We start from the raw sequence: 20,996 nt of genomic DNA on the forward strand, positions 1-20,996 counted from the left end.
GATTTTGTTTGTTGAGAAAAGAATAACCAATGTTGGTAACTCAAATCAAAAGGCGTTATGTTGTTAGATATAATTATGGGTGGCATTTTTAAAAGAGTTATTCAGTTATTTCTCATGATTTAATCATGGGTGGCATGATTGAAGAGATATTAAAAGAGTTATTCAGTTATTTCTCACGATTTAGTCATGGGTGGCATGATTGAAGAGATATTTTGAAAATATTATTTAAGTTTTTGTATAAAAAGATGTGTCTGCGTCAGAAATTTATTCTGTTAAATGCGGGCTTTAGATATAAAAAGGATGTTTTATGATAGATTTTAATAATAAAGGCTTTTTTAAGCTTAAGCAAAACCCTGACTTTGCTGAAAAAGTGACAGAGTTGCTGTTAGATGATGAGCGAATCGTCGACGCCTACAAAACGATGCGTGATGGGGTGGTGTTTACTAATAAGCGTATTATCGCGGTTAATGTTCAAGGTATTACGGGCAGTAAAAAAGATTTTACCTCTTTGCCTTACAAAAATATTGTGGCTTATTCTATCGAAACGTCAGGCACGTTTGATCTTGATTCTGAATTAGAAATCTACTTCTCGGCCATCGGCAAGGTAAAATTTGAGTTCACGGGTAAGTCTTCAATGTTGGAAATATCAAAGATAATTTCGAGTCATTTATTATAAGTGCCATTTGTTGCAGGGTGGGATCGCGAACGTTTTTTAAACAAAATACGCTATCGATTAAATCTTATTTGACCTAATACAGCGTTCGTGATCTTATACTCTCTTTTCAGGAGTATAAGCATGTATATCGAAGCCTTCACAAGCCACTTTAGTAACATCATCGACCAGCGCCAAACGGCCAAGGTGACATATCCTTTAGAGGATATCTTATTTGTGAGCTTATGTGCCGTCATCGCAGGCGCTGAGGGTTGGGCAGATATACATTGTTATGCTGATGGTCATCTAGCGTGGTTTCAAAAGCACGGTTACTTAAAGGAAGGTGTACCTGCTGATGATACGATTGCTCGAATTATTTCTCGTATTGACCCAGATGAGTTTAGTGCATGTTTCATGCAATGGATGCAAGCCGTCCATAGTGCAAGTGATGGCCAACTTATTGCGATAGATGGAAAAACGTTAAAGCGTTCTTATCATCGTAATGACCGTTTATCAACGATACACATGGTCAACGCATTTGCTTGCGAAAATAAGTTAGTGCTGGGTCAGTTAAAGACCAGTGACAAATCCAACGAAATCACCGCCATTCCTGATTTGCTGCGACTCTTAGATATAAGAGAAAAACTTGTTTCCATCGATGCAATGGGATGTCAGAAGTCAATCGCCGCACAAATAGTTAAGCAAGATGGTGATTATCTACTTGCTGTAAAATCGAATCAAAAATCATTGCATGACGCGATAATGTCGGCTTTTTCCTCAGTCCGCCAAGCCCCTTTATCACCGCTAGCTATCGAGAACAAACACGGTAGAGTTGAAGCGCGAGCTTATCATGTACTTAGTGCAAATGAGCTTGAAGGTGACTTTAGTGAATGGCAGGGTTTACGTTCAATTGGCATGGCGATGAGCTATAGACATTGCAATGGTAAGGGGGCATTAACCTATCGATATTATATAAGTTCGGCAGAATTACCAGAGCAGAAATTTGCAGATGCAGTGCGCTCTCACTGGTTTATCGAAAACAGTTTACACTGGGTTTTGGATGCTTCAATGGGTGAAGACCATTGCCAGATTTATCAAAATCATGCAGCAGAGAATTGGTCATTATTACGCAAACTATCGTTAAATATGCTCCGCTCAGAATCATCTAAGGGAAGCATCCCGATGAAACAAAAACGAGCATGGATGAAACCTGAGTATTTAGAAGAAGTGTTAAGGGCAGGATTTACCAGTTTGCTTGAAATTTAATCACTCATGCGGTCGCCCTGGCTGGTATATCAATACGAGTTAAAGGTGATTGTAGACAAAGTCTGCGCATCATCTTGTGCTAATTATATTGCTACTGCCAGTAATGATGTTATGGTCAAACAAGGTGGCCTACTAGGTTGGCATGGCGGTGCATTGCAGCCACTCTACTTATCTTTACAGCAATCCAAAAATCAAGTTGATAAATCTAACATAAAAGATGAACAATTTATTGCGAAATGGCGTCAAGCTGAACTCGACTTTTTCAACAAGGTAAAGGTGAATCAGATTGTGACGGTGATAGGCATGATGCCGGGGTTACACGATAAAAGAGACGCGCAGTTATTTAGTTATGATCAGAAAACCTTAAAGCGATTAGGCTTACACATTGCCTATGAAGGTGAGCAAGCAACCCATTCAAGTTCTGGTGAGTATGTAGTGCAAATTTTTAGTTTATCGCCTGAGGTATTAGACTTGTTGTTAATTCAACATAGTAAGATTTTAGAACAAGAAAAACTTGGCTTGTTATCACAAGGGATTTGATAATTATGAAAAAAATACTGCTCATTGGCTTAATCTGCATCGCGTTATTTGGCTATTTAGACAAAAACGCTCAAACCACACAAATAGTACAAAACATTTTCGCGGCTGATACCGTTGTCAGTGTCAGTGTCAGTGTCAGTGTCAGTGCCAGTGCCAGTAATAGCGCCTTACAAAATGCCATTGATAATCGACAAAGTAATGTTCAAGTGGCGGGTTCTGGTAATGTGATAAAAGTACTGTCAGATGATCTTAAAGGCAGTCGTCATCAGCGGTTTATTTTGAAAATTGCCAATGGTGGCACTTTACTCGTTGCCCATAATATTAATAACCGAACGGGTTATTTTTAATGTTTATCAATTTACGCTAAAGCAGTTTTTCGTGATAATTTATTTTAACTCAACATCATAATGGAATATGAATGCGTAATTTACTTGTTGTTTTACTTTTCACCTTAGCTGGATGTGCAAGCCAGCCTGAACCTTTCAGTGTGGTGATTGATCCACTCTCAGCAAACACAATTGTTTATAGTGGTGAAATCACCGCTGATAATGTCGGCTCTTTTGAACAGCTTATAACTAACAGCCCAACAAAAATAGAATCACTGATCATCAATAGTGGTGGCGGTGAAGTATTCGCAGGCATTCGATTTGGTGAGCTGGTTTATCAATACAAGTTAAAGGTGATTGTAGACAAAGTCTGCGCATCATCTTGTGCTAATTATATTGCTACTGCCAGTAATGATGTTATGGTCAAACAAGGTGGCCTACTAGGTTGGCATGGCGGTGCATTGCAGCCACTCTACTTATCTTTACAGCAATCCAAAAATCAAGTTGATAAATCTAACATAAAAGATGAACAATTTATTGCGAAATGGCGTCAAGCTGAACTCGACTTTTTCAACAAGGTAAAGGTGAATCAGATTGTGACGGTGATAGGCATGATGCCGGGGTTACACGATAAAAGAGACGCGCAGTTATTTAGTTATGATCAGAAAACCTTAAAGCGATTAGGCTTACACATTGCCTATGAAGGTGAGCAAGCAACCCATTCAAGTTCTGGTGAGTATGTAGTGCAAATTTTTAGTTTATCGCCTGAGGTATTAGACTTGTTGTTAATTCAACATAGTAAGATTTTAGAACAAGAAAAACTTGGCTTGTTATCACAAGGGATTTGATAATAATGAAAAAAATACTGCTCATTGGCTTACTCGGCATCGCGTTATTTGGCTATTTAGACAAAAACGCTCAAACCACACAAATAGTACAAAACGTTTTCGCGGCTGATACCGTTGCTAGTGCTAGTGCTAGTACTAGTGCCAGTCATAGCGCCTTACAAAGTGCCATTGATAATCGACAAAGTAATGTTCAAGTAGCGGGTTCTGGTAATGTGATAAAAGTACTGTCAGATGATCTTAAAGGCAGTCGTCATCAGCGGTTTATTTTAAAAATAGCCAGTGGTGGCACTTTACTCGTTGCCCATAATATCGATTTAGCCCCTCGCATAAATGGCCTTAATGTTGGCGATACCGTCGAGTTTTATGGTGTGTATGAGTTTAATAATAAAGGCGGGGTTATTCATTGGACTCACCACGATCCACGCGGGCAGCATATCGGTGGATGGCTGAAGCACAATGGCAGCACCTATCAATAAGCTATTGGGGTATGGGAGTTCTGTCGGGTGGGAATGTTAAACAATGCCTGCAAAAAAGACGAGTAAGTGGAGTGGCTGATAAATCATCTTGATGATGCGTTAAATGCATCATCAAGATGATAGGTGAATCAAAGTCTATTCAGGATCACTCTTTACTCAAGATCACTTTCAACAAAGAGTCACTTTTACTCAGGATCACTCTTTATTCAGGGTCACTCTTTATTCAGGATCATAGTCAAGCACTGGCGCGAGCCACTTTTCGGCTTCTGCTACTGTCATGCCTTTACGCTTAGCGTAATCTTCAACCTGATCTTTGCCGATATTAGTCACGCCAAAGTAGCGTGACTTAGGGTGGGCAAAATACCAGCCAGAAACCGCTGCGGTTGGGAACATGGCGTAGCTTTCAGTGATGTTAAGATTGATAGTTTCATCGGGTTTGAGTAAATCCCATAACAAGCCTTTTTCGGTATGATCTGGGCATGCTGGGTAACCCGGTGCTGGGCGAATACCTTTATAACGTTCACGAATTAACGCTTCGTTGTCTAAGACTTCATCGGCAGCGTAACCCCAAAACTCTTTACGAACACGTTCGTGCATGCGCTCGGCAAAGGCTTCGGCTAAACGGTCTGCTAAACATTTGAGCATAATGGCATTGTAGTCGTCGTGATTAGCTTCAAAGCGCGCTACGTGCTCGTCAATACCATGGCCTGCAGTCACCGCAAAGCCGCCCATGTAGTCGGCAACGCCTGAGTCTTTTGGCGCAACAAAGTCTGCAAGACAAAAGTTGTCGTTACCCACACGTTCAAGCTGCATGCGCAAATGGTGAGTGGTCATTTCAACTTTGGTGCGGCTTTCGTCGGTATACAGTTCAATGTCGTCATGATTAACCGTATTGGCAGGAAATAGCCCAATTACGCCTTTGGCGGTTAACCATTTCTCTTTGATGATGGTCTCTAGCATGGCTTTGCCGTCGGCAAACAGTTTACGCGCTTCTTCGCCCACGACGTTGTCGTTTAAAATTTCAGGGTAATGGCCGTGTAGTTCCCAGCTTCTAAAGAAGGGTGTCCAGTCGATGCGCTCCACTAAGTCTTCTAACGGATAGTCATCAAACACCTGACGCCCAAGTACATTAGGCGTAAATGGGGTGTAGTTTTCCCAGTCGTGTTTGCAACGGTTTTCACGAGCCGCTTCAATCGATACGATGGTTTTACGTTTGGTTTGCGACAGGCGTTTTTCACGCATAATGTCGTATTCAGCGTAGGTTTCGTCAATGGTGGCTTGGCGGGTTTCATTATTAACCAGTTTTGACACCATAGGCACAGCGCGCGAAGCATCGGCAATGTAAATGGCACCGTGTGGGTAATGTGGGGCAATTTTCACTGCGGTATGAATTTTAGAGCAGGTTGCACCGCCAATAATGGCTGGAATGGTTAAGCCTTCGCGGTGGAAGGTTTTCACGTTGTGGACCATTTCATCTAGGCTTGGGGTAATCAATCCAGACATACCAATAATGTCGATATTGTGCTCTTTTACCGCCTCGAGAATTTTCTCAACCGACACCATCACACCTAAGTCGAATACTTCAAAACCATTACACGCCAGCACCACGCCAACAATGTTTTTGCCAATATCGTGTACATCGCCTTTTACGGTAACCATCAAGATTTTGCCGTTCGATTGGCCTTCGACTTTTTCAAGTTCGATGTACGGGTTTAAATAGGCGACGGCTTTTTTCATTACCCGGGCTGATTTGACCACTTGCGGTAAGAACATTTTGCCGGCGCCAAATAAGTCGCCAACTACGTTCATGCCATCCATTAATGGCCCTTCAATCACATCAAGTGGGCGGGTGGCTTCAAGACGCGCAGCTTCGGTGTCTTCGTCGATAAATTCGGTAATGCCTTTAACCAGAGCATGAGACAGGCGCTCTTTAACGGGCCAGCTACGCCAGGCTAAGTCTTCTTTTTTGGCCACTTGCGTGCCGTCGCCGCGGTATTGCTCGGCAATGTCGAGTAACTGCTCGGTGTTGCTTGAGTCGGCCACTGGGCAAGGCAGATTAAGGACCACGTTTTCGACTTTGTCTTTTAGCTCTTTATCGATGTCATCGTAAATGGCTAATTGGCCCGCGTTAACAATCCCCATGTCCATACCTGCTTGAATTGCATGGTATAAAAACACTGCGTGAATGGCTTCACGTACTGGGTTGTTACCTCTAAACGAGAACGAAACGTTAGACACACCACCTGAAATCATTGCATGTGGCAGAGTTGCTTTGATGTCTTTGATGGACTCAATAAAGTCGACGGCATAGTTGTCGTGCTCATCAATACCGGTGGCGATAGCAAAAATGTTTGGGTCGAAAATAATGTCTTCTGGCGCAAAACCGACTACATCGACTAATAAGCGATAGGCGCGGGTACAAATGTCGGTTTTACGGGCGCGAGTGTCTGCCTGGCCTTGCTCGTCAAACGCCATCACAATCGCCGCAGCGCCATAGCGTTTCACTAATGTAGCTTGTTTAATAAAGGCTTCTTCGCCTTCTTTCATCGAAATTGAGTTAACAATCGACTTGCCTTGCACGCATTTAAGGCCAGCTTCAATGACGTCCCATTTAGATGAGTCGATCATAATCGGTACGCGAGAAATATCTGGCTCAGAGGCGATTAAGTTTAAAAACTTGGTCATCGACGCGGCGCCGTCGAGCATGCCTTCGTCCATATTGACGTCAATGATTTGCGCGCCATTTTCAACTTGCTCTCGCACTACATCGAGTGCTTCTTCAAACTTTTCTTCTTTAATTAAGCGTAAAAATTTAGCAGAGCCGGTGACGTTGGCGCGCTCGCCGACGTTCACAAATAATGAGTTTTGATCAATGGTTAATGGCTCTAATCCCGATAAACGACAAGCAACGGGGATCTCAGGTAGCGTACGCGGTGCATGGCGTAATACCGCTTCACGAATGGCACTAATGTGCGTTGGCGTGCTGCCACAACAGCCGCCGACAATATTAAGCATGCCTGCTTCTGCCCATTGAATAATGACCTCGGCCATTTCTTCTGGGGTTTCATCATAACCACCAAACTCATTAGGTAAGCCCGCATTAGGGTGGGCAGACACATAACATTCGGCAATACGTGATAACTCTTCTACATAAGGGCGCAGCTCTTTTGGACCAAGGGCGCAGTTAAGGCCAATCGATAACGGCTTAATATGACGCAGTGAGTTGTAAAAGGCTTCGGTTGTTTGGCCGGTTAATGTACGGCCTGATGCGTCGGTAATGGTACCCGAGATCATCACTGGTAAACGTTCGCCAATTTGATCAAATACGGTTTCAATGGCAAATAAAGCGGCTTTGGCGTTTAAAGTATCAAATATGGTTTCGACCATAATGATGTCTGCGCCACCTTCTATTAATGCGCTGGTTGATTCAACGTAGGCTTCCACTAATTGATCAAAGCTAATATTACGAAAGCCTGGGTCGTTTACATCTGGGCTGATTGAACAGGTGCGGTTAGTGGGGCCAAGTACCCCTGCAACATAGCGTGGGTTACCGGTTTGTGCGGCCACTTCGTCAGCTGCTTGGCGAGCGATGCGGGCACCTTCACGGTTAATTTCGGCAGACAAGGCTTGCATGTCGTAATCTGCCATGGCGATGGTGGTGGCATTAAAGGTGTTGGTTTCAATAATGTCGGCACCGCCGAGCAGGTATTTAACATGAATAGCTTTAATAAGCTCGGGCTGGCTGAGTACCAATAAATCGTTGTTACCTTTAACATCGCAATGCCAATCTTTAAAGCGCTCGCCGCGATAATCTTCTTCTTGCAACTTATGATTTTGGATCATGGTGCCCATTGCACCGTCTAAAATCACAATACGCTCTGCTAACAATGCGTTAAGTTGTTTAAGTGTTTGACTGTGAGAAGTCGATTTCGCCATAACAGTTACCTTTTTATCACTTTGTAGCAAATACCTTGTTTGAGATAAGCATACCCCCATTTTGATAAGAGTAGGGCGATAAAATCATTGTTAAGTGAAATGATTTTCTGCTAAATGATTATCTTTTGAATTGGTATTTTAGACATATAAACGTATAGACGTCCATAATACGCGAATGTAGACTCCTAGAGCAAGGCTGAATTAAATGAAGCGAGCTAAATAGCAACAGGCTGAGCTTGAACCCCATGCCATTCATGGTCACTAGATGTGTTATTTGATGGCGATGCATTGAATGCGGTGCTCAGAGATGCATTATTCGCTAACCTGGCGTTCACCTATGCTGCTATGATGTTACTTGATATTGCTTGATGTTTATTGAACAAGTCATGTTGATACAGATACTGCGCAACATGATGAAAATAATGCTCAATTCAAGGTTAGCTTTACATTGTATTGGCCTCAAACCGGGCTAATGACAGCTCCTTAATCGTTATGCAATTCAAGGTATTGGGAATTGGGATAAGCCCAAACTGTGCCCGCAACTGTAAATGAGCAATGGCTTTGCTCATAAGTCAGATACCAGCCTTGAAATGCCCTTAAAAACCATACCTAAGCGGGTGACTTAGGGGAGTGAGTATGTTGCGTTGTATTTCTATTAATCAGGCATGGCGAGGTGTGAAGCATGTCTGAATCTGTTTTAGATGTTAATCATCTTTTTTGGCAAGTTGAAGGTAAAACTATTTTAGCCGACATTCATTTTAATTTACCTCAAGGGCAAATGTTGGGGTTGATTGGGCCTAATGGGGCTGGTAAGTCGAGCTTATTACGTTGTTTATACCGTTATATATTACCCAGCGGCGGTAATATTGATTTGTTTGGTAAAGACTTAACCGCTTATTCGCCAAAGGCGTTAGCTCGCACTATTGCTGTAGTGCAACAAGACACTCCGCATTATTTTGACCTCACCACAGAGCAGTTGGTTACTATGGGACTAACGCCACATAAAGGTTTATTTGATGCAACCACCTCAGATGACAAAGCGCTCATTGAGCAGGCATTGAGTAAAGTCGGGCTAATTAAGCATGCCCATCAACCCTATGAGCAATTGTCTGGCGGTGAAAAACAACGTGCGCTTATTGCCCGCGCTATTGTTCAGCAACCTCAGATATTAATTTTAGATGAACCCACCAATCATTTAGACATTCGTTATCAAATTCAAATTTTAGAATTGGTTGCGTCACTCGGTATCAGTGTGATTGCGTCTATTCACGATTTGAACCTGGCCAGTGCCATGTGTGATAAGTTATTGCTGCTAGACAAAGGGAAATTGATTGCCAAAGGACACCCCACACAGGTGCTTACAGAACGCCAAATCAGTGATGTGTTTGGTGTTTGTTGCGAGGTTAATTCACATCCTCAACACCATAAGCCATTAATTAGTTATTTTTATGGATATCAAACCTCTAATAAAGAGGAGATAAATCATGATTAATGCTTTTCAACATCGCTATTACTATTGTGTCGGTTTTTTAATTTTCGCCACCATATTAACTCCAATCTTTGCGGCGAGTTTTGGGGCGGCTAATATTCACTTTGCAGATGTGATAAGCGTGTTTAAGTCTTTGTTTACCGCAAACGGCTTGGCCCCAAATGAGGTTAGTCCGTTAAATCAACGTATTGTATTAGAGCTGCGTTTACCGCGTATTGTGTTGGCGTTTGTCGCTGGGGCGGGATTATCGATTGCTGGCAGTGTATTGCAAACCGTAACTCGAAATCCTCTGGCCGACCCCTATTTATTTGGTATTAGCTCTGGCGCGTCATTTGGTGCGGTTTTAGTGATCTCGTTGTTTAGTCAATCAGGTTTATTGTCTCAATGGTTTGACGGAGTATTACAGGTGTCAATGTTAGGCGACAATGCATGGTGGTCATGGTCGATGCTAAGCCTTCCGTTGGGAGCATTTATCGGTGCCAGTTTATCGGTGCTTATTGTGGTTGTGTTGTCAGGCTTTGGCCGTTCTAGTCAGGTTGAGCGTATGTTGTTGTCGGGGGTGGCTACCTCATTTTTGTTTGGTGCATTAACCAGTTTGCTGCTTTACTTTTCAAGCCCACAAGCCGCTGCATCGGTACTGTTTTGGAGTTTAGGCAGCTTTGCTAAAGCCAGTTGGGCGCAATTATGGCTACCGAGTTTAACCGTGACGATAAGTTTATTGGTGATGCTGGCATTTAAGCGGCAAATTATGGCGTTGCAAGCCGGTGATGAGAGTGCACATACCCTGGGGGTAAACGTTGCTAAGCTTAGGCTAAGCATGCTGCTATTATGTTCATTAATTACAGCCGTGCTGGTGGCCAGTTGTGGTGGTATTGGTTTTGTTGGATTAATGATCCCCCATACTGTCAGGCTATTGTTTTCTGGCCGTCAGCCGATGGTATTAACCGCGGTAGTGGGCGGCTTGTTTATGGTGTGGATTGATGTTGTTGCTCGTTGTTTGTTAACAAATCAAGAATTACCCGTGGGCATTATTACGGCAGCACTTGGCAGTGTGTTCTTTTTATTTATTTTGCGTCATCGCCGCTGATTTTAGTGCCAAGGAAAATGACGAGCATGTACGACCTTTTATTCCATCTCGCGTTAATGTCTTTGTCGTCAGTTTTGTGTTTGTTTTGCAGTATTTGATTACAGAATTTACTGTCGTTAAGAGGGATTGCCACAGTGATAAATCAATGCATCTGTATTCCCGTTAAGCATTGACGATGTAATGTGAATAAAAAAGTGACAATTAATTAATCAAGCTACTAAATTGCATCGTACTAAAATTACCTTGGCAGAAGCGGTTAAAGCAAATTTGGGCAGTTTTGCAAGTGTACAAGGTTGGCGGCTGAACAAAAAATAATACTGTTGATAGCGGGTTTTATCGCTACTGCTGCGGCGTTAGTTGCGGTAAAATTAGCCCCACAATCAAGCGATTATTCAGCCTTTGCTTATGATTCTAAGATCAAGGGCGCAAAAGAATGTTACAACAACGGCAAGCAACACCTTTGCTGACGTTGGGTTTACGGCTTGGAGAGGGTAGATGGGTTGCATTAGCCTTACCCCTTATTCAGGCAACAATGAATTTTTATCATCAAATGGCCAGTGTTGCTGATGCTGGCGTTAATAATGTGGTTTAAGGGATCAAAATGTCTGGCGATATAAAATGGTTACGGCAGTTAAATTTATTTTTTGTGGCGATGAGTTTTTTTACTCGGATCCCCACACCATCTTGGGTAGTCATAGATAATGATAAATTGAATAAGGCCAGCCGATATTTTGGGTTAGTCGGTTTATTTATTGGGCTAATTTGTGCGTTAGTGTTTTGGTTAGCGCAACTCATTTTACCTGCTAGCATCGCAATTTTATTGGCCATGGTAGCTGGAGTGCTAGTGACCGGTGCATTCCATGAGGACGGCTTAGCTGACACGGCTGATGGGTTTGGCGGCGGTCATACGGTGGAAGACAAGCTGCGCATCATGAAAGATTCGCAATTGGGCAGTTATGGTGCCTTGTCATTAGGTTTGGTGTTATTGCTTAAATGGCAGTTATTGGTTGAGCTAGCGTTATACAGCCCAATGGCTGCGGTAAGTGCTCTTATTGCGGGTCATACATTAAGCCGGGTTGTAGCGTCTAGCCTGATTTTTAGTGAGCAATATGTTCGCGACGAAAATACAAGTAATCCTAAACCGATAGCACAAGGCCAACACTTAAATGATTTATTTATTTTAATCGCCAGTGGCATTTTTGTATTGCTATGGCTTAATGGTGTGGCGGCATTTGTACTGTTTATTACCTTGTGGTTGGTGCGCATTTTGTTGGGCGGTTTTTTCCGTAAACAAATTGGCGGATATACCGGTGATACATTAGGGGCTGCACAGCAAATCAGTGAAGTGTGTTGTTATTTAGTGATTTTAGCGGTGGGTTTAAACTAATGAACCATTTGGTGCTGGGCGGTGCGCGTAGTGGTAAAAAACGGTACGCTGAGCAATGTGTCGCCCAGTAAGCTGTTGTTGGGTATTGATGTGGCAACTGCAACTGCACTAGCCCCTGAAATGCCTGCACGTATTAAGCATCAGCAGGGTGTAATGCCTCGTTTGCGCAACGGGGCATTACACCAACAAGCCATCTTGATTGACTGCTTCAACTTACCTCTCTCTAACTATTTATTAGATGTCGAACTAAACAGTTGGCAGTGAAAAATCGTTATTGTTCAATGTATTGCGGGGTGAGTCTGTTGTCGTCAGTAAAATGTGGGCTCAGGCTTAGCCCCATGGGCGAATTTAGCTGCAAATGTGTTGCAAAGTCAGGCTGTTTTTCAAGCCGTTGCGCAAGAGGCTGCCAGAGTGACTTTGGTGGTTGCGGGCTTGCTTTTACATTAAAGCAATAACATTTCATTGCACTTGCACTCGATGTACACCCAATTGCACAACAATCCGATCTACGAATAGCCTTTCATGCGTATTGTTGCCTAAATAAAAGCGCACTTGGATATGAGCACACTGACAGGAACACAGATATGACAACCGATAATCAAAAAACTGAGCAAACTAAGGCAATTGATGCCACTAAAGCACAACGCCATAAAGCGCGTCAGCAAAAAGTAAAACAAGAAGTTGATGCAAAAATTGCCGCAGCACAAGATGAAAAGGGTATTTTGTTAGTGCTTACCGGTAATGGTAAGGGCAAATCGACATCGGGTTTTGGCTCCGTTGCGCGCGCGGTTGGTCATGGGCATAAAGCGGCCGTGGTGCAGTTTATCAAAGGCACCTGGGCGTGTGGCGAGCGTAATTTATTAGAAGGTGCAGGGGTTGAGTTTCATGTCATGGGCACGGGCTTTACCTGGGAAACCCAAGATAAAGAAAAAGACACCGCCGCTGCAATGGAAGCCTGGGTTGAAGCCGAAAAATTACTGAAAGATGAGACGGTTAACTTGGTACTGCTTGATGAGTTAACCTACATGGTGAGTTATCACTATATCGAGCTTGAGCGAGTATTAACGGCGTTAAAAAATCGCCCACCCATGCAGCATGTCATTATCACTGGCCGCGCTTGTCACCGCGACATTATTGAATTAGCTGATACAGTCAGCGAAATTACTCCGATAAAGCACGCGTTTAATGATGGCATTAAAGCGCAACTTGGGTTTGATTATTGATTTATTAATTGTCGCTGAAAGCATACATTGACAAATTTAACCTATACGTTGACATAAAAATGGTAATTGAAGTAAATGGGGTTTTTATAAGCTTAATAAAAACAATAAATTGAATGATTATTGAAGCATAGTCTGACAAATTCAAAAAAACTGCCGAAAAGGCAGTAATATTAGGTTTTTGATTTGTCAGTCAATGGGTACATTTTATGTCAGAGTATGCTTATATTTTTAGCTAAGTTATTGAAAGCAGAAAGAGGCGTATGTCAGGCTTGCTTCCATCGACAATTGTAATCATTCTCCCAACTAAGATACATCAAATTTAAATAGAATCGATCTTAAGCATAACCGCCCAACTGGGCAGACTTAATGTACTCGATAAAAGCCTTAGTGTGCCCATTTTCGCAAAAACTTAACGCTGAAATATTCCCAAATGCAGGTATTAGCTCATTATTAAACCAAAATATGGCCTGGTCTGAACATCCTGCCCACGCAAGTAAGAGAGGAAATACATAATCTTGTTCTTCGGCTGTAAAATAATGCCCTAATTTGAGTTTTAGTTGCTCAAAGGAAACTTGGGTAGTAGTCATTCGTTAACTCCTAAAGCTTTAATAACAAATATGCAGCGAATTAGCATATTTAAATATAACAGAGTCCGTCAATGAAGGTGTCTTAAGAGTCCGACTGCTTAGATTAACAGTAAGAAGTTTTGCTGGGCTTGTATTGCAAGTTATATTATCTAGAGCTTAACTACTAACTCGCTTTTGCCCCATTCCTACTTAGATCTGTAAAAACTAACAATTTCATAAGAAACTTTTTGACTTAATATTACTAATGATTGAACCTTATTAGGGGTTTCTTATTAGGAAATGTAAGGGGGGAGAAAATGAAAGCATTGCTTCTGATATTAGTTAGTGCTTTGGCCTTAAATGTACATGCTACTGAAAGAGTGGATTTTGAATATTGGTCTGTGCTAAAGCACGAGCATCATGAGAATTCTCATTTCAGCCACATCAGTAGGCTTTGATGTTGATAGTGAGCAACGGATTTGGTTTACCTGTGCATACAGAAAAGACGGTTTTCAAGCTGAATTCTTGAAACTAAAAATGACTGAGTTCGGGCTGGATTGAGCCCAAATGGATCAGAGCGAAGGTTTTGGTTAGATTCTAAAGCCGTGGCCAAATTAAGTTGACCACTACATTGATTGGTTAAGTTGGTTGACTTATAATCTGATCATGTTGATAAATTGTTCTATACTTAATCGAATGAGTACAAAACAATCGTAGTGAATTGTTGATTACCTAGAGTAAATGATAGTTTGCTATTTTCTTTACGAAGAAAGTCTATCAAAGTGATTTTAAATTTCTTATTTAGTCATCAAATAGCCGTCTTCCAAAGTTATCAATCACAATAAAAAATTTTCACATATTTTTTACATATGATTAATTACTGAGGATAAAAAAATGTTAAAACAATATATTCTTCCACTCATCATCACATCAATACTTGCTGGTTGTGGTGGTTCGTCAACAAATCCAACAACCCCACCCGATCCTACTGTACCAACCCCACCTACATCTAGCGCTACTACAACAGAAATTACGGGAGTTATTACTGGTTTTGGTAGTGTCTTTGTTAATGGTGTTGAATACGAAACCGACTCCGCAGAGGTTTCAACCGATGATAATGCAGGAGCAAGTGAAACCGATTTACAGATTGGTATGATTATTACGCTCAATGGTGAAATAAATGAAGACGGGACTACGGGTAACGCTAGTTCTATTCATTATGATGAACAAATAAAAGGACCGCTTGATAGTATCGATCTAATTGGCAATTCTTTGTCTGTGCTTGGACAAACCATTTTGTTTGACGATTTAACCAGTTTGGACAATGTCATACTCATCGAACTTATACCCGGAGACTTTCTCGAAATCAGTGGCTTTTTTGATGCAGATGGTAACTTGTACGCGACAAGAATTGAAAAAGAAACTGAGTCTACCAAGTTAAAAGTGCAAGGCATGGTTGAAATGCTAGACACTGTTAATAAAACGTTCACTTTAAGTAGTCTAACAATTGATTATAGTTCGGCAGTATTCGACGATTTTGTTGAAGCAGACTTGGCTGAGGATCAAGAAGTACGTGTTAAGGGCCTATCTTCAGCATTAGCCAATGATATATTTGTGGTGAGTGAAATAAAACTCAAAGAAAGCAAAGAAGTGCATGAAGACGGTGATGATAAACATACCGAAGGATTTATCACGAGTTTTGAATCAAATAGTAGTTTCATTGTTAATGACATTCACGTAATTACTGATGAAAATACCGAGTTTGAACATGGTTCAGTTGATTCTTTAATGTTAAACGTGCGGGTAAAAATTAAAGGGGAATATAATGCCACTGGTGATTTACTGGCAAAAGAAATCCGCATTCATCAACGAACTAACTTAAATTTAGAAGGTGCTATACAAGGAGTTGATTTAGATTTAAGTACAGTGACCGTACTTGACGTTGTGTTTGAAATTAGCAACCAAACAAAGATGAAAGATGAATCTGATAGAGGCGAACGTTTTTTTGATTTAGCTGATTTAACCGTTGGCGATTTTGTTGAAATAAAAGGCTTTATTGATAATGAAGGCAATAATATAGCAACAAAAATGGAGCGTAAAAATGAAGGCGATGATAATGATACAGAGTTAAAAGGCACTGTAAGTAATATTATAGACTTTAGTTTTGATATTGTCGGCGTGAACGTTAGTACCAATGAAAATACATTGTTTGAGGGTACTGATGGAGACGATGTCACCCAAGCAACATTTTTTGAACAACTGCAAAATGGCATGCTGGTAGAAGTTAAAGGTCAAGTCCTTGATGGTATTCTTGTCGCATTTAAAGTTGAAATAAAAGAAAACGAATCTGACAATGATCACTCCGATGAAGGTATGCACCGTACTGAATTAAGAGGAATTGTTGAGGATATTTCAGACCAGACGCTAGTCGTTTCAGGCCATGATGTTTTGATAACCTCAAACACTGAATTTGAATTTAATGATGACAAACTTCCTGCTGACGAATTCTGGAAAATAGTTGTTACAGGCGACCAAGTAAAAGTGAAAGGTCACGTGAGTGCTCAAGGAATTATTACCGCTAAGTCCATAGAGTTAGAGCGTTAAGGATAAGGAAAGTATGAGGATACATGATTTTAAAAATCAATAATGTATCCTCATAATACAAAAAACTATAGAAATGTATTTTTAGAAAACAGACCAAAAGCAGTCTATATACAGTGAATATGAAAGACTATTCTGGTCAAGCACAACCGGACACCTGACTTTGTAATTTCTCATAGCTGATTGGTGTTAAGTCACTGAGCTTTGTATGCAACCGTTCATGGTTGTAATACCTAATGTATTGTTCAACATCTTGCTTCATTATTTCTCGTGTCAAATGCACAACATTCAACAGCCGTTCATTCTTCAAACTACCAAAGAAGCGCTCAATAACGGCGTTATCCAAGCAGGCTCCCACACCACTCATCGAAGCTATAATGCCTTTTCCTTGAAATTTTTTACTCGTATATTGAGCGCCTCTATTGCTGTGAAACAGTATCCCCTGACCTCGTTGACGAAGCGTTGAGGCCATTTGTAACGCACGCTCAACTAAACTGACGGTCATCCGCTTTGATATCGCCCACCCGATTATGCGCCTAGAGTTTAAGTCCATCACAATCGCCAGATATAACCATCCTTGATTAGTTATTAAATAGGTCACATCGTGAGCTTACGGCAGCGTAGCTCAACTTATTTCAATTAACCTGATTTAATCATTGTAACTAAATCAACCCGGTCACAATGATGCCAGATAAACTCCTTAACACCCTCGCTAACTTTGAACAGTGGCGAAGCAATAAACCTTCTCGAGGTAGTGCAATCCCTGAAAATTTGCGCCAGCAAGCGATCGCCCTTTTACCGCATTATTCAAAAACAACCATTGTTAAAAAGTTGCGTATTAGTCATGAGCAATTCAATACTTGGCTTACCGCCAACTCATCAAGTGATGTATCCAATCACTTTATTTCACTACCCAATGCAACGCCGATAACCGAGTCGCTTTCTATCTCCCTGAAGTTCAACAATGGCAATTCTTTAGCCGTATCTGGCGAAGTCAGCGAAACACGGTTTGCTCAGTTAATTGAGGCCATAAAATCATGATCCATTTAACCCGTCATAGCGACATTTTGATTGCTACCCAGCCCGCTGATTTTCGTCAAGGCATTGATGGGTTAGCTACGCTGTGTAAACAACGCCTTCATTGTGAGCCTCGCTCTGGTACCTTGTTTGTTTTTATTAATCGTAACAAAACCATGGTGCGCGCACTCGCTTATGAAAATAACGGTTTTTGGTTGATGACAAAGCGTTTATCTAAGGGCAAGTTCTCTGGCTGGCCAACCATTAATAGTGCCATGACGTCCGTGGACGCCAAACATTTACGGCAATTGCTCAGCGGGAATTACCACCCATTATAAATAACCGCTTGATTTCATTTTAAATGGGATCATACTCCATCCTCTTTTTTATTCCCGCAGGCAAAAGGCTTATTGTGGCAAAACCTTTTAACGATATCGATGCACAATCTCTCGATGATTTAATCAAGCGAGTGATTGAAGCCAAAGAAAATAATCTTGCGCTTAGCGCTGATGATTATCAGTTATTGCTTGATGCGTTACTGACATTAACAACAACACAAAACAAGCTAGCTGACCACGGTATCACCGTGCATAAATTACGTAAGTTACTTGGGATTGAAAAATCATCAGAAAAACAAAGCGACCTGTGTAAAGCACAGAAAAAAACCAGCAAGAAAAGTAAAAAACTAAAAACACAGGATGAAGACTTTACACAGGTCAAACCGGTTATCATCAAACATGCGTTAAACGAAGTAAATAAAGGGGATAGCTGCCCAGAATGTTTGAAAGGTAAGGTCTATAAAGTCGAGCCTGGCAGTTTGTTGCGCATTACAGGGCAAACGCCTTTTACCCCAGAGCAACATATTATGGAGCGCTTGCGTTGCAATGCGTGTGGTGCCTATTTCACGGCAAACCTGCCCGATGAAGTATTACATGACGGTAATAGTCATCAAAAATATGGTTACTCTGCGCGTGCGTTAATGGCGATTTATAAATACTTTGCAGGGCTACCTTTTTATCGTCAAGGCAACATCCAAAAGCTATTGGGCGTCAACATCACTGCGTCGACGGTGTTTGACCAAGTAGAGCTTGTCTGTGATGCGATTTATCCTGTTTACCAGCACTTGTTTGAGTTGGCTGGCGATGCAAAGCACTATTACTTAGATGACACCACCCACCGTATTCTTGACGCCAAGCCAGTTGAAAAGAAAGTACGTAATAGCGAGAAAACACGCTTGCGCTCAGGTGTTTATACATCAGGAGTGATTGCCAGCTTAAAAACGGGCCATGATATTGTGTTATTTGAAACCAATATTGGGCACGCAGGTGAGTTTATCGACCGCATACTCTACAAACGACAAGTCACTGTCGCACCGATATTAATGAGTGATGCGCTCGCCAGTAATCAGCCAAGTACTTGCGAGGTTGAAACATCACTTTGTAATAGCCATGCAAGGCGCCAGTTTGTCGATGTCATTAATCATTTCCCCGAAGAGGTTGAAAATATACTCACACTCTATGGTGAAGTTTGGCGCAATGAACAGACAACCATTGAACGTGAACTCACCGCACGCGAGCGACTTGAGTACCATCAGCAACATTCATTACCCATACTTGAAGCGATTAAAAGTTGGGGTGAAAAGCACTTTACTAATGAAAGCATTGAAGAAAATAGCGGTCTAGGCAAAGCTATCCGTTATTTTTTAAAACACTATGACGGGCTGAGTTTATTTTGCCATCACGAAGGGGTAAAAATAGATAATAACCGCATAGAATCGATGTTAAAAATAGTGGTGCGAGATAGAAAAAATGCGATGTTTCGTAAAAGCTTACTCGGTGCGAACATTGGCGATGTTATCACGTCGATGATAGCAACAGGCAATGAAGCAGGCATCAATGTATTTGATTACTTTACGCGACTGCAACGAGATGCGGATGATGCAAAAAAGCATCCTGAAAAATACCTACCTTGGAATTATCTCGACCAATACCAATAATAAACCGCTCATAATCAAGCAATGCTTGGGCCAGTGGCCTAAGTATTGCCGTGCCTGAAATTTAAGAAACCAGATTTTTTGCTTTATTACTTATGTCACGCCATGCTGCCGTAAGCTCACGTCACATCACCCGCCCAAACCTGATTAGGCAAGGCTGCGGTGGTTTAAAGTTTTGGTTTAGAGCATTACCTGCAACACTGTCGCTGTGTTTTCGCTTCGTCGTTACTTTATAAGCTTGCCGCTGAGTCACGACTAAGCCAAGCTTACGCATAATAGAGCGCTGACGTGAGCCTAAGCTGTTACGACTACGCCTGAAAAGACACTTTGCCGTTTGGTATAGGTTTAGCTAATTTTCGCTAATAATCTTAGCGGGTCTCGTTAGCCAGTCATAATAGACACTGCGACTGACTTTCAGTTCCCTACAAACTGTTTTTATTTTGAATTGAGAGCGGTTGTTTCGAATATACCGAAACTTTAATTCATTTCTTTCGCGAAGAAGGCACTGGCCTTTTTTAGTATTTCTTTCTCTACCCGAAGCTGTTTAACCTTGTTCCTTAGAGATAAAAGCTCAGCATATCTGATTACCATACTTTTTTTAATCAATGTCAGATTAATTAGACTCCATGATCTAAATTATTTCTGTGCAAATTCCACTAACTATAATCGTGATGACCAAGCAACCAAAAAGGAGGTCATCATGGTCATATTAAACCGTGGGCAACGAAGTGGTGTCAAAAAGCCTTTTCGTCTTGAAGAAATTTGGCGAATTCGTACCAGACTTGAGATTGAGAGCAACTTGATGCAGTTAGCACTGCTCAATTTGGCAATTGATAGCAAACTTAGGGCGAGCGACTTATTACCTTTGAAAGTATGCGATATTTCTTCTCAAGACCGGATATTTAATCGAGTTAAGCATATCCAACATAAGACTGACATTGAAGTTCAGTTTGAAATCACGTCAAGAACCCAACAAAGTCTGATTAAATGGATCTTGCTTGCATCGTTAAGCGCAAGCGATTTTGTTTTCCCCAGTCCTAGATTAAAGCAACAGTCGATTAGCTACTCATACTATAGATACATTGTTAGGAAATGGGCATCCGATCTGGGATTAGATCCGAACCTATATGGAACCCACTCTATGAGGCGAACCAAGGTGACTATTGTCTATGCAAAAACAAAGAATATTCGAGCAGTTCAACTTTTACTAGGTCATACAAAGGTAGACAATACGATAAGATATCTTGGTGTTGAATTAGAAGATGCTCTCTTACTTTCAGAAAGTACAGATTGCTAATATTAAATGGCCCTACAACCTAGGGCTACTTTATCAGCTAAAGGCAACGGTTTTATTACTGGCAAATCTTTGCCCCAAAGCTTGTTTCGCATGCCTAGATTAGATTTGCTTGATACTGGCCTGTTGGCCTAATTTTAGTAATGCTACAGAGTGTCCATTGAACTAGGTCCACTCCAGATAATGCACCAAAGTGTTTACTATTTCTGTGACGATTTAAATAATACAGTGGCTTGTCTATCTATGGATACAGTCTCAACAGCAAGAATGGATAACAAAATATTAATCCTGATTC

The 20,996-nt window shown here is 41.4% G+C and carries 18 protein-coding genes, 3 pseudogenes and 1 riboswitch; of the genes and pseudogenes, 17 read left to right on the forward strand and 4 right to left on the reverse strand.

Annotated features, from left to right (window positions below):
- Positions 1-307: 307 nt before the first annotated feature.
- From K8B83_RS07000 to K8B83_RS07025, 6 genes are all read left to right on the forward strand, one after another.
- On the forward strand, positions 308-676 hold the full coding sequence (locus K8B83_RS07000) for a PH domain-containing protein (protein WP_188741216.1): 369 nt from the start codon (positions 308-310) through the stop codon (positions 674-676).
- Positions 677-796: 120 nt separating this feature from the next.
- A complete protein-coding gene (locus tag K8B83_RS07005) occupies positions 797-1,918 on the forward strand; it encodes an ISAs1 family transposase (protein ID WP_223419425.1) in 1,122 nt (373 codons plus the stop codon).
- Positions 1,919-1,924: 6 nt separating this feature from the next.
- Complete coding sequence (locus K8B83_RS07010) at positions 1,925-2,458, forward strand: hypothetical protein (protein ID WP_188741054.1); 534 nt, start codon at positions 1,925-1,927, stop codon at positions 2,456-2,458.
- A gap of 5 nt (positions 2,459-2,463) precedes the next feature.
- Positions 2,464-2,805 (forward strand): DUF3465 domain-containing protein, encoded by a 342-nt coding sequence (locus K8B83_RS07015; protein WP_188741055.1) that lies wholly within the window; start codon positions 2,464-2,466, stop codon positions 2,803-2,805.
- Positions 2,806-2,876: 71 nt separating this feature from the next.
- Entirely contained in the window at positions 2,877-3,632 is a 756-nt protein-coding gene (locus tag K8B83_RS07020; protein ID WP_188741056.1) for a Clp protease/crotonase-like domain-containing protein, read from the forward strand.
- Between the two features lie 5 nt (positions 3,633-3,637).
- The gene (locus K8B83_RS07025) at positions 3,638-4,108 is read left to right on the forward strand and encodes a DUF3465 domain-containing protein (RefSeq protein WP_188741057.1); all 471 of its coding nucleotides are present in this window, start codon (positions 3,638-3,640) and stop codon (positions 4,106-4,108) included.
- 219 nt (positions 4,109-4,327) lie between these two features.
- On the opposite strand, the gene metH is transcribed toward K8B83_RS07025, so the two are convergent.
- On the reverse strand, positions 4,328-8,044 hold the full coding sequence (gene metH / locus K8B83_RS07030) for a methionine synthase (RefSeq protein WP_188741058.1): 3,717 nt from the start codon (positions 8,042-8,044) through the stop codon (positions 4,328-4,330).
- Positions 8,045-8,529: 485 nt separating this feature from the next.
- Positions 8,530-8,646: riboswitch (cobalamin riboswitch) on the forward strand.
- 80 nt (positions 8,647-8,726) lie between these two features.
- Between metH and K8B83_RS07035 the strand changes: the two genes are divergently transcribed.
- The 6 genes and pseudogenes from K8B83_RS07035 (at position 8,727) to cobO (ending at position 13,230) form a co-directional block, all read left to right on the forward strand.
- Positions 8,727-9,536, forward strand: a complete 810-nt coding sequence (locus K8B83_RS07035; protein ID WP_188741059.1) for an ABC transporter ATP-binding protein — start codon at positions 8,727-8,729, stop codon at positions 9,534-9,536.
- Positions 9,529-10,620 carry a FecCD family ABC transporter permease gene (locus K8B83_RS07040; protein WP_188741060.1) on the forward strand — a complete coding sequence of 364 codons (1,092 nt, stop codon included), beginning with the start codon at positions 9,529-9,531 and terminating at the stop codon, positions 10,618-10,620. Before K8B83_RS07035 ends, K8B83_RS07040 begins: the two co-directional genes overlap by 8 nt.
- Before the next feature lie 320 nt (positions 10,621-10,940).
- Positions 10,941-11,212, forward strand: a pseudogene (locus K8B83_RS07045) (nicotinate-nucleotide--dimethylbenzimidazole phosphoribosyltransferase).
- A gap of 9 nt (positions 11,213-11,221) precedes the next feature.
- Positions 11,222-12,007 carry an adenosylcobinamide-GDP ribazoletransferase gene (locus tag K8B83_RS07050; RefSeq protein WP_188741061.1) on the forward strand — a complete coding sequence of 262 codons (786 nt, stop codon included), beginning with the start codon at positions 11,222-11,224 and terminating at the stop codon, positions 12,005-12,007.
- A gap of 21 nt (positions 12,008-12,028) precedes the next feature.
- Positions 12,029-12,271 (forward strand): P-loop NTPase family protein, encoded by a 243-nt coding sequence (locus K8B83_RS07055; RefSeq protein WP_188741062.1) that lies wholly within the window; start codon positions 12,029-12,031, stop codon positions 12,269-12,271.
- A 320-nt stretch (positions 12,272-12,591) separates the two neighbouring features.
- A complete protein-coding gene (gene cobO / locus K8B83_RS07060; RefSeq protein WP_188741063.1) occupies positions 12,592-13,230 on the forward strand; it encodes a cob(I)yrinic acid a,c-diamide adenosyltransferase in 639 nt (212 codons plus the stop codon).
- A gap of 335 nt (positions 13,231-13,565) precedes the next feature.
- Here the strand turns inward: cobO and K8B83_RS07065 are convergent, their stop codons facing one another.
- A complete protein-coding gene (locus K8B83_RS07065; protein ID WP_223419427.1) occupies positions 13,566-13,817 on the reverse strand; it encodes a hypothetical protein in 252 nt (83 codons plus the stop codon).
- Between the two features lie 873 nt (positions 13,818-14,690).
- Between K8B83_RS07065 and K8B83_RS07070 the strand changes: the two genes are divergently transcribed.
- On the forward strand, positions 14,691-16,400 hold the full coding sequence (locus tag K8B83_RS07070; protein ID WP_188741114.1) for a DUF5666 domain-containing protein: 1,710 nt from the start codon (positions 14,691-14,693) through the stop codon (positions 16,398-16,400).
- A gap of 136 nt (positions 16,401-16,536) precedes the next feature.
- Here the strand turns inward: K8B83_RS07070 and K8B83_RS07075 are convergent.
- Positions 16,537-17,007: pseudogene (locus K8B83_RS07075) on the reverse strand (IS3 family transposase); the annotation flags it as partial.
- A 71-nt stretch (positions 17,008-17,078) separates the two neighbouring features.
- Here K8B83_RS07075 and K8B83_RS07080 point away from each other — a divergent pair.
- The 3 genes from K8B83_RS07080 to tnpC are packed head-to-tail and all read left to right on the forward strand — an operon-like array spanning position 17,079 to position 19,410.
- On the forward strand, positions 17,079-17,438 hold the full coding sequence (locus K8B83_RS07080) for a hypothetical protein (protein WP_086904927.1): 360 nt from the start codon (positions 17,079-17,081) through the stop codon (positions 17,436-17,438).
- Complete coding sequence (gene tnpB / locus K8B83_RS07085) at positions 17,435-17,752, forward strand: IS66 family insertion sequence element accessory protein TnpB (protein ID WP_086904928.1); 318 nt, start codon at positions 17,435-17,437, stop codon at positions 17,750-17,752. The genes K8B83_RS07080 and tnpB overlap by 4 nt, the downstream gene beginning before the upstream one ends.
- Positions 17,753-17,775: 23 nt before the next feature.
- Positions 17,776-19,410 carry an IS66 family transposase gene (gene tnpC, locus K8B83_RS07090; protein WP_223419095.1) on the forward strand — a complete coding sequence of 545 codons (1,635 nt, stop codon included), beginning with the start codon at positions 17,776-17,778 and terminating at the stop codon, positions 19,408-19,410.
- Between the two features lie 127 nt (positions 19,411-19,537).
- On the opposite strand, the pseudogene K8B83_RS07095 reads toward tnpC, so the two are convergent.
- A pseudogene (locus K8B83_RS07095) lies at positions 19,538-19,980 on the reverse strand (IS3 family transposase); the annotation flags it as partial.
- Between the two features lie 127 nt (positions 19,981-20,107).
- Between K8B83_RS07095 and K8B83_RS07100 the strand changes: the two are divergent.
- The gene (locus tag K8B83_RS07100) at positions 20,108-20,704 is read left to right on the forward strand and encodes a tyrosine-type recombinase/integrase (protein ID WP_188741112.1); all 597 of its coding nucleotides are present in this window, start codon (positions 20,108-20,110) and stop codon (positions 20,702-20,704) included.
- Positions 20,705-20,996: the final 292 nt, after the last annotated feature.

The sequence above is a fragment of the Shewanella inventionis genome, assembly GCF_019931735.1.
Taxonomy (GTDB): Bacteria; Pseudomonadota; Gammaproteobacteria; order Enterobacterales; family Shewanellaceae; genus Shewanella; species Shewanella inventionis.

Coding starts and splice junctions, on each gene's coding strand:
- K8B83_RS07000 (WP_188741216.1), top strand. CDS start 308: ATGATAGATTTTAATAATAAAGGCTTTTTTAAGCTTAAGCAAAACCCT.
- K8B83_RS07005 (WP_223419425.1), top strand. CDS start 797: ATGTATATCGAAGCCTTCACAAGCCACTTTAGTAACATCATCGACCAG.
- K8B83_RS07010 (WP_188741054.1), top strand. CDS start 1,925: ATGCGGTCGCCCTGGCTGGTATATCAATACGAGTTAAAGGTGATTGTA.
- K8B83_RS07015 (WP_188741055.1), top strand. CDS start 2,464: ATGAAAAAAATACTGCTCATTGGCTTAATCTGCATCGCGTTATTTGGC.
- K8B83_RS07020 (WP_188741056.1), top strand. CDS start 2,877: ATGCGTAATTTACTTGTTGTTTTACTTTTCACCTTAGCTGGATGTGCA.
- K8B83_RS07025 (WP_188741057.1), top strand. CDS start 3,638: ATGAAAAAAATACTGCTCATTGGCTTACTCGGCATCGCGTTATTTGGC.
- metH (WP_188741058.1), bottom strand. CDS start 8,044: ATGGCGAAATCGACTTCTCACAGTCAAACACTTAAACAACTTAACGCA.
- K8B83_RS07035 (WP_188741059.1), top strand. CDS start 8,727: ATGTCTGAATCTGTTTTAGATGTTAATCATCTTTTTTGGCAAGTTGAA.
- K8B83_RS07040 (WP_188741060.1), top strand. CDS start 9,529: ATGATTAATGCTTTTCAACATCGCTATTACTATTGTGTCGGTTTTTTA.
- K8B83_RS07050 (WP_188741061.1), top strand. CDS start 11,222: ATGTCTGGCGATATAAAATGGTTACGGCAGTTAAATTTATTTTTTGTG.
- cobO (WP_188741063.1), top strand. CDS start 12,592: ATGACAACCGATAATCAAAAAACTGAGCAAACTAAGGCAATTGATGCC.
- K8B83_RS07065 (WP_223419427.1), bottom strand. CDS start 13,817: ATGACTACTACCCAAGTTTCCTTTGAGCAACTAAAACTCAAATTAGGG.
- K8B83_RS07070 (WP_188741114.1), top strand. CDS start 14,691: ATGTTAAAACAATATATTCTTCCACTCATCATCACATCAATACTTGCT.
- K8B83_RS07080 (WP_086904927.1), top strand. CDS start 17,079: ATGATGCCAGATAAACTCCTTAACACCCTCGCTAACTTTGAACAGTGG.
- tnpB (WP_086904928.1), top strand. CDS start 17,435: ATGATCCATTTAACCCGTCATAGCGACATTTTGATTGCTACCCAGCCC.
- tnpC (WP_223419095.1), top strand. CDS start 17,776: ATGGGATCATACTCCATCCTCTTTTTTATTCCCGCAGGCAAAAGGCTT.
- K8B83_RS07100 (WP_188741112.1), top strand. CDS start 20,108: ATGGTCATATTAAACCGTGGGCAACGAAGTGGTGTCAAAAAGCCTTTT.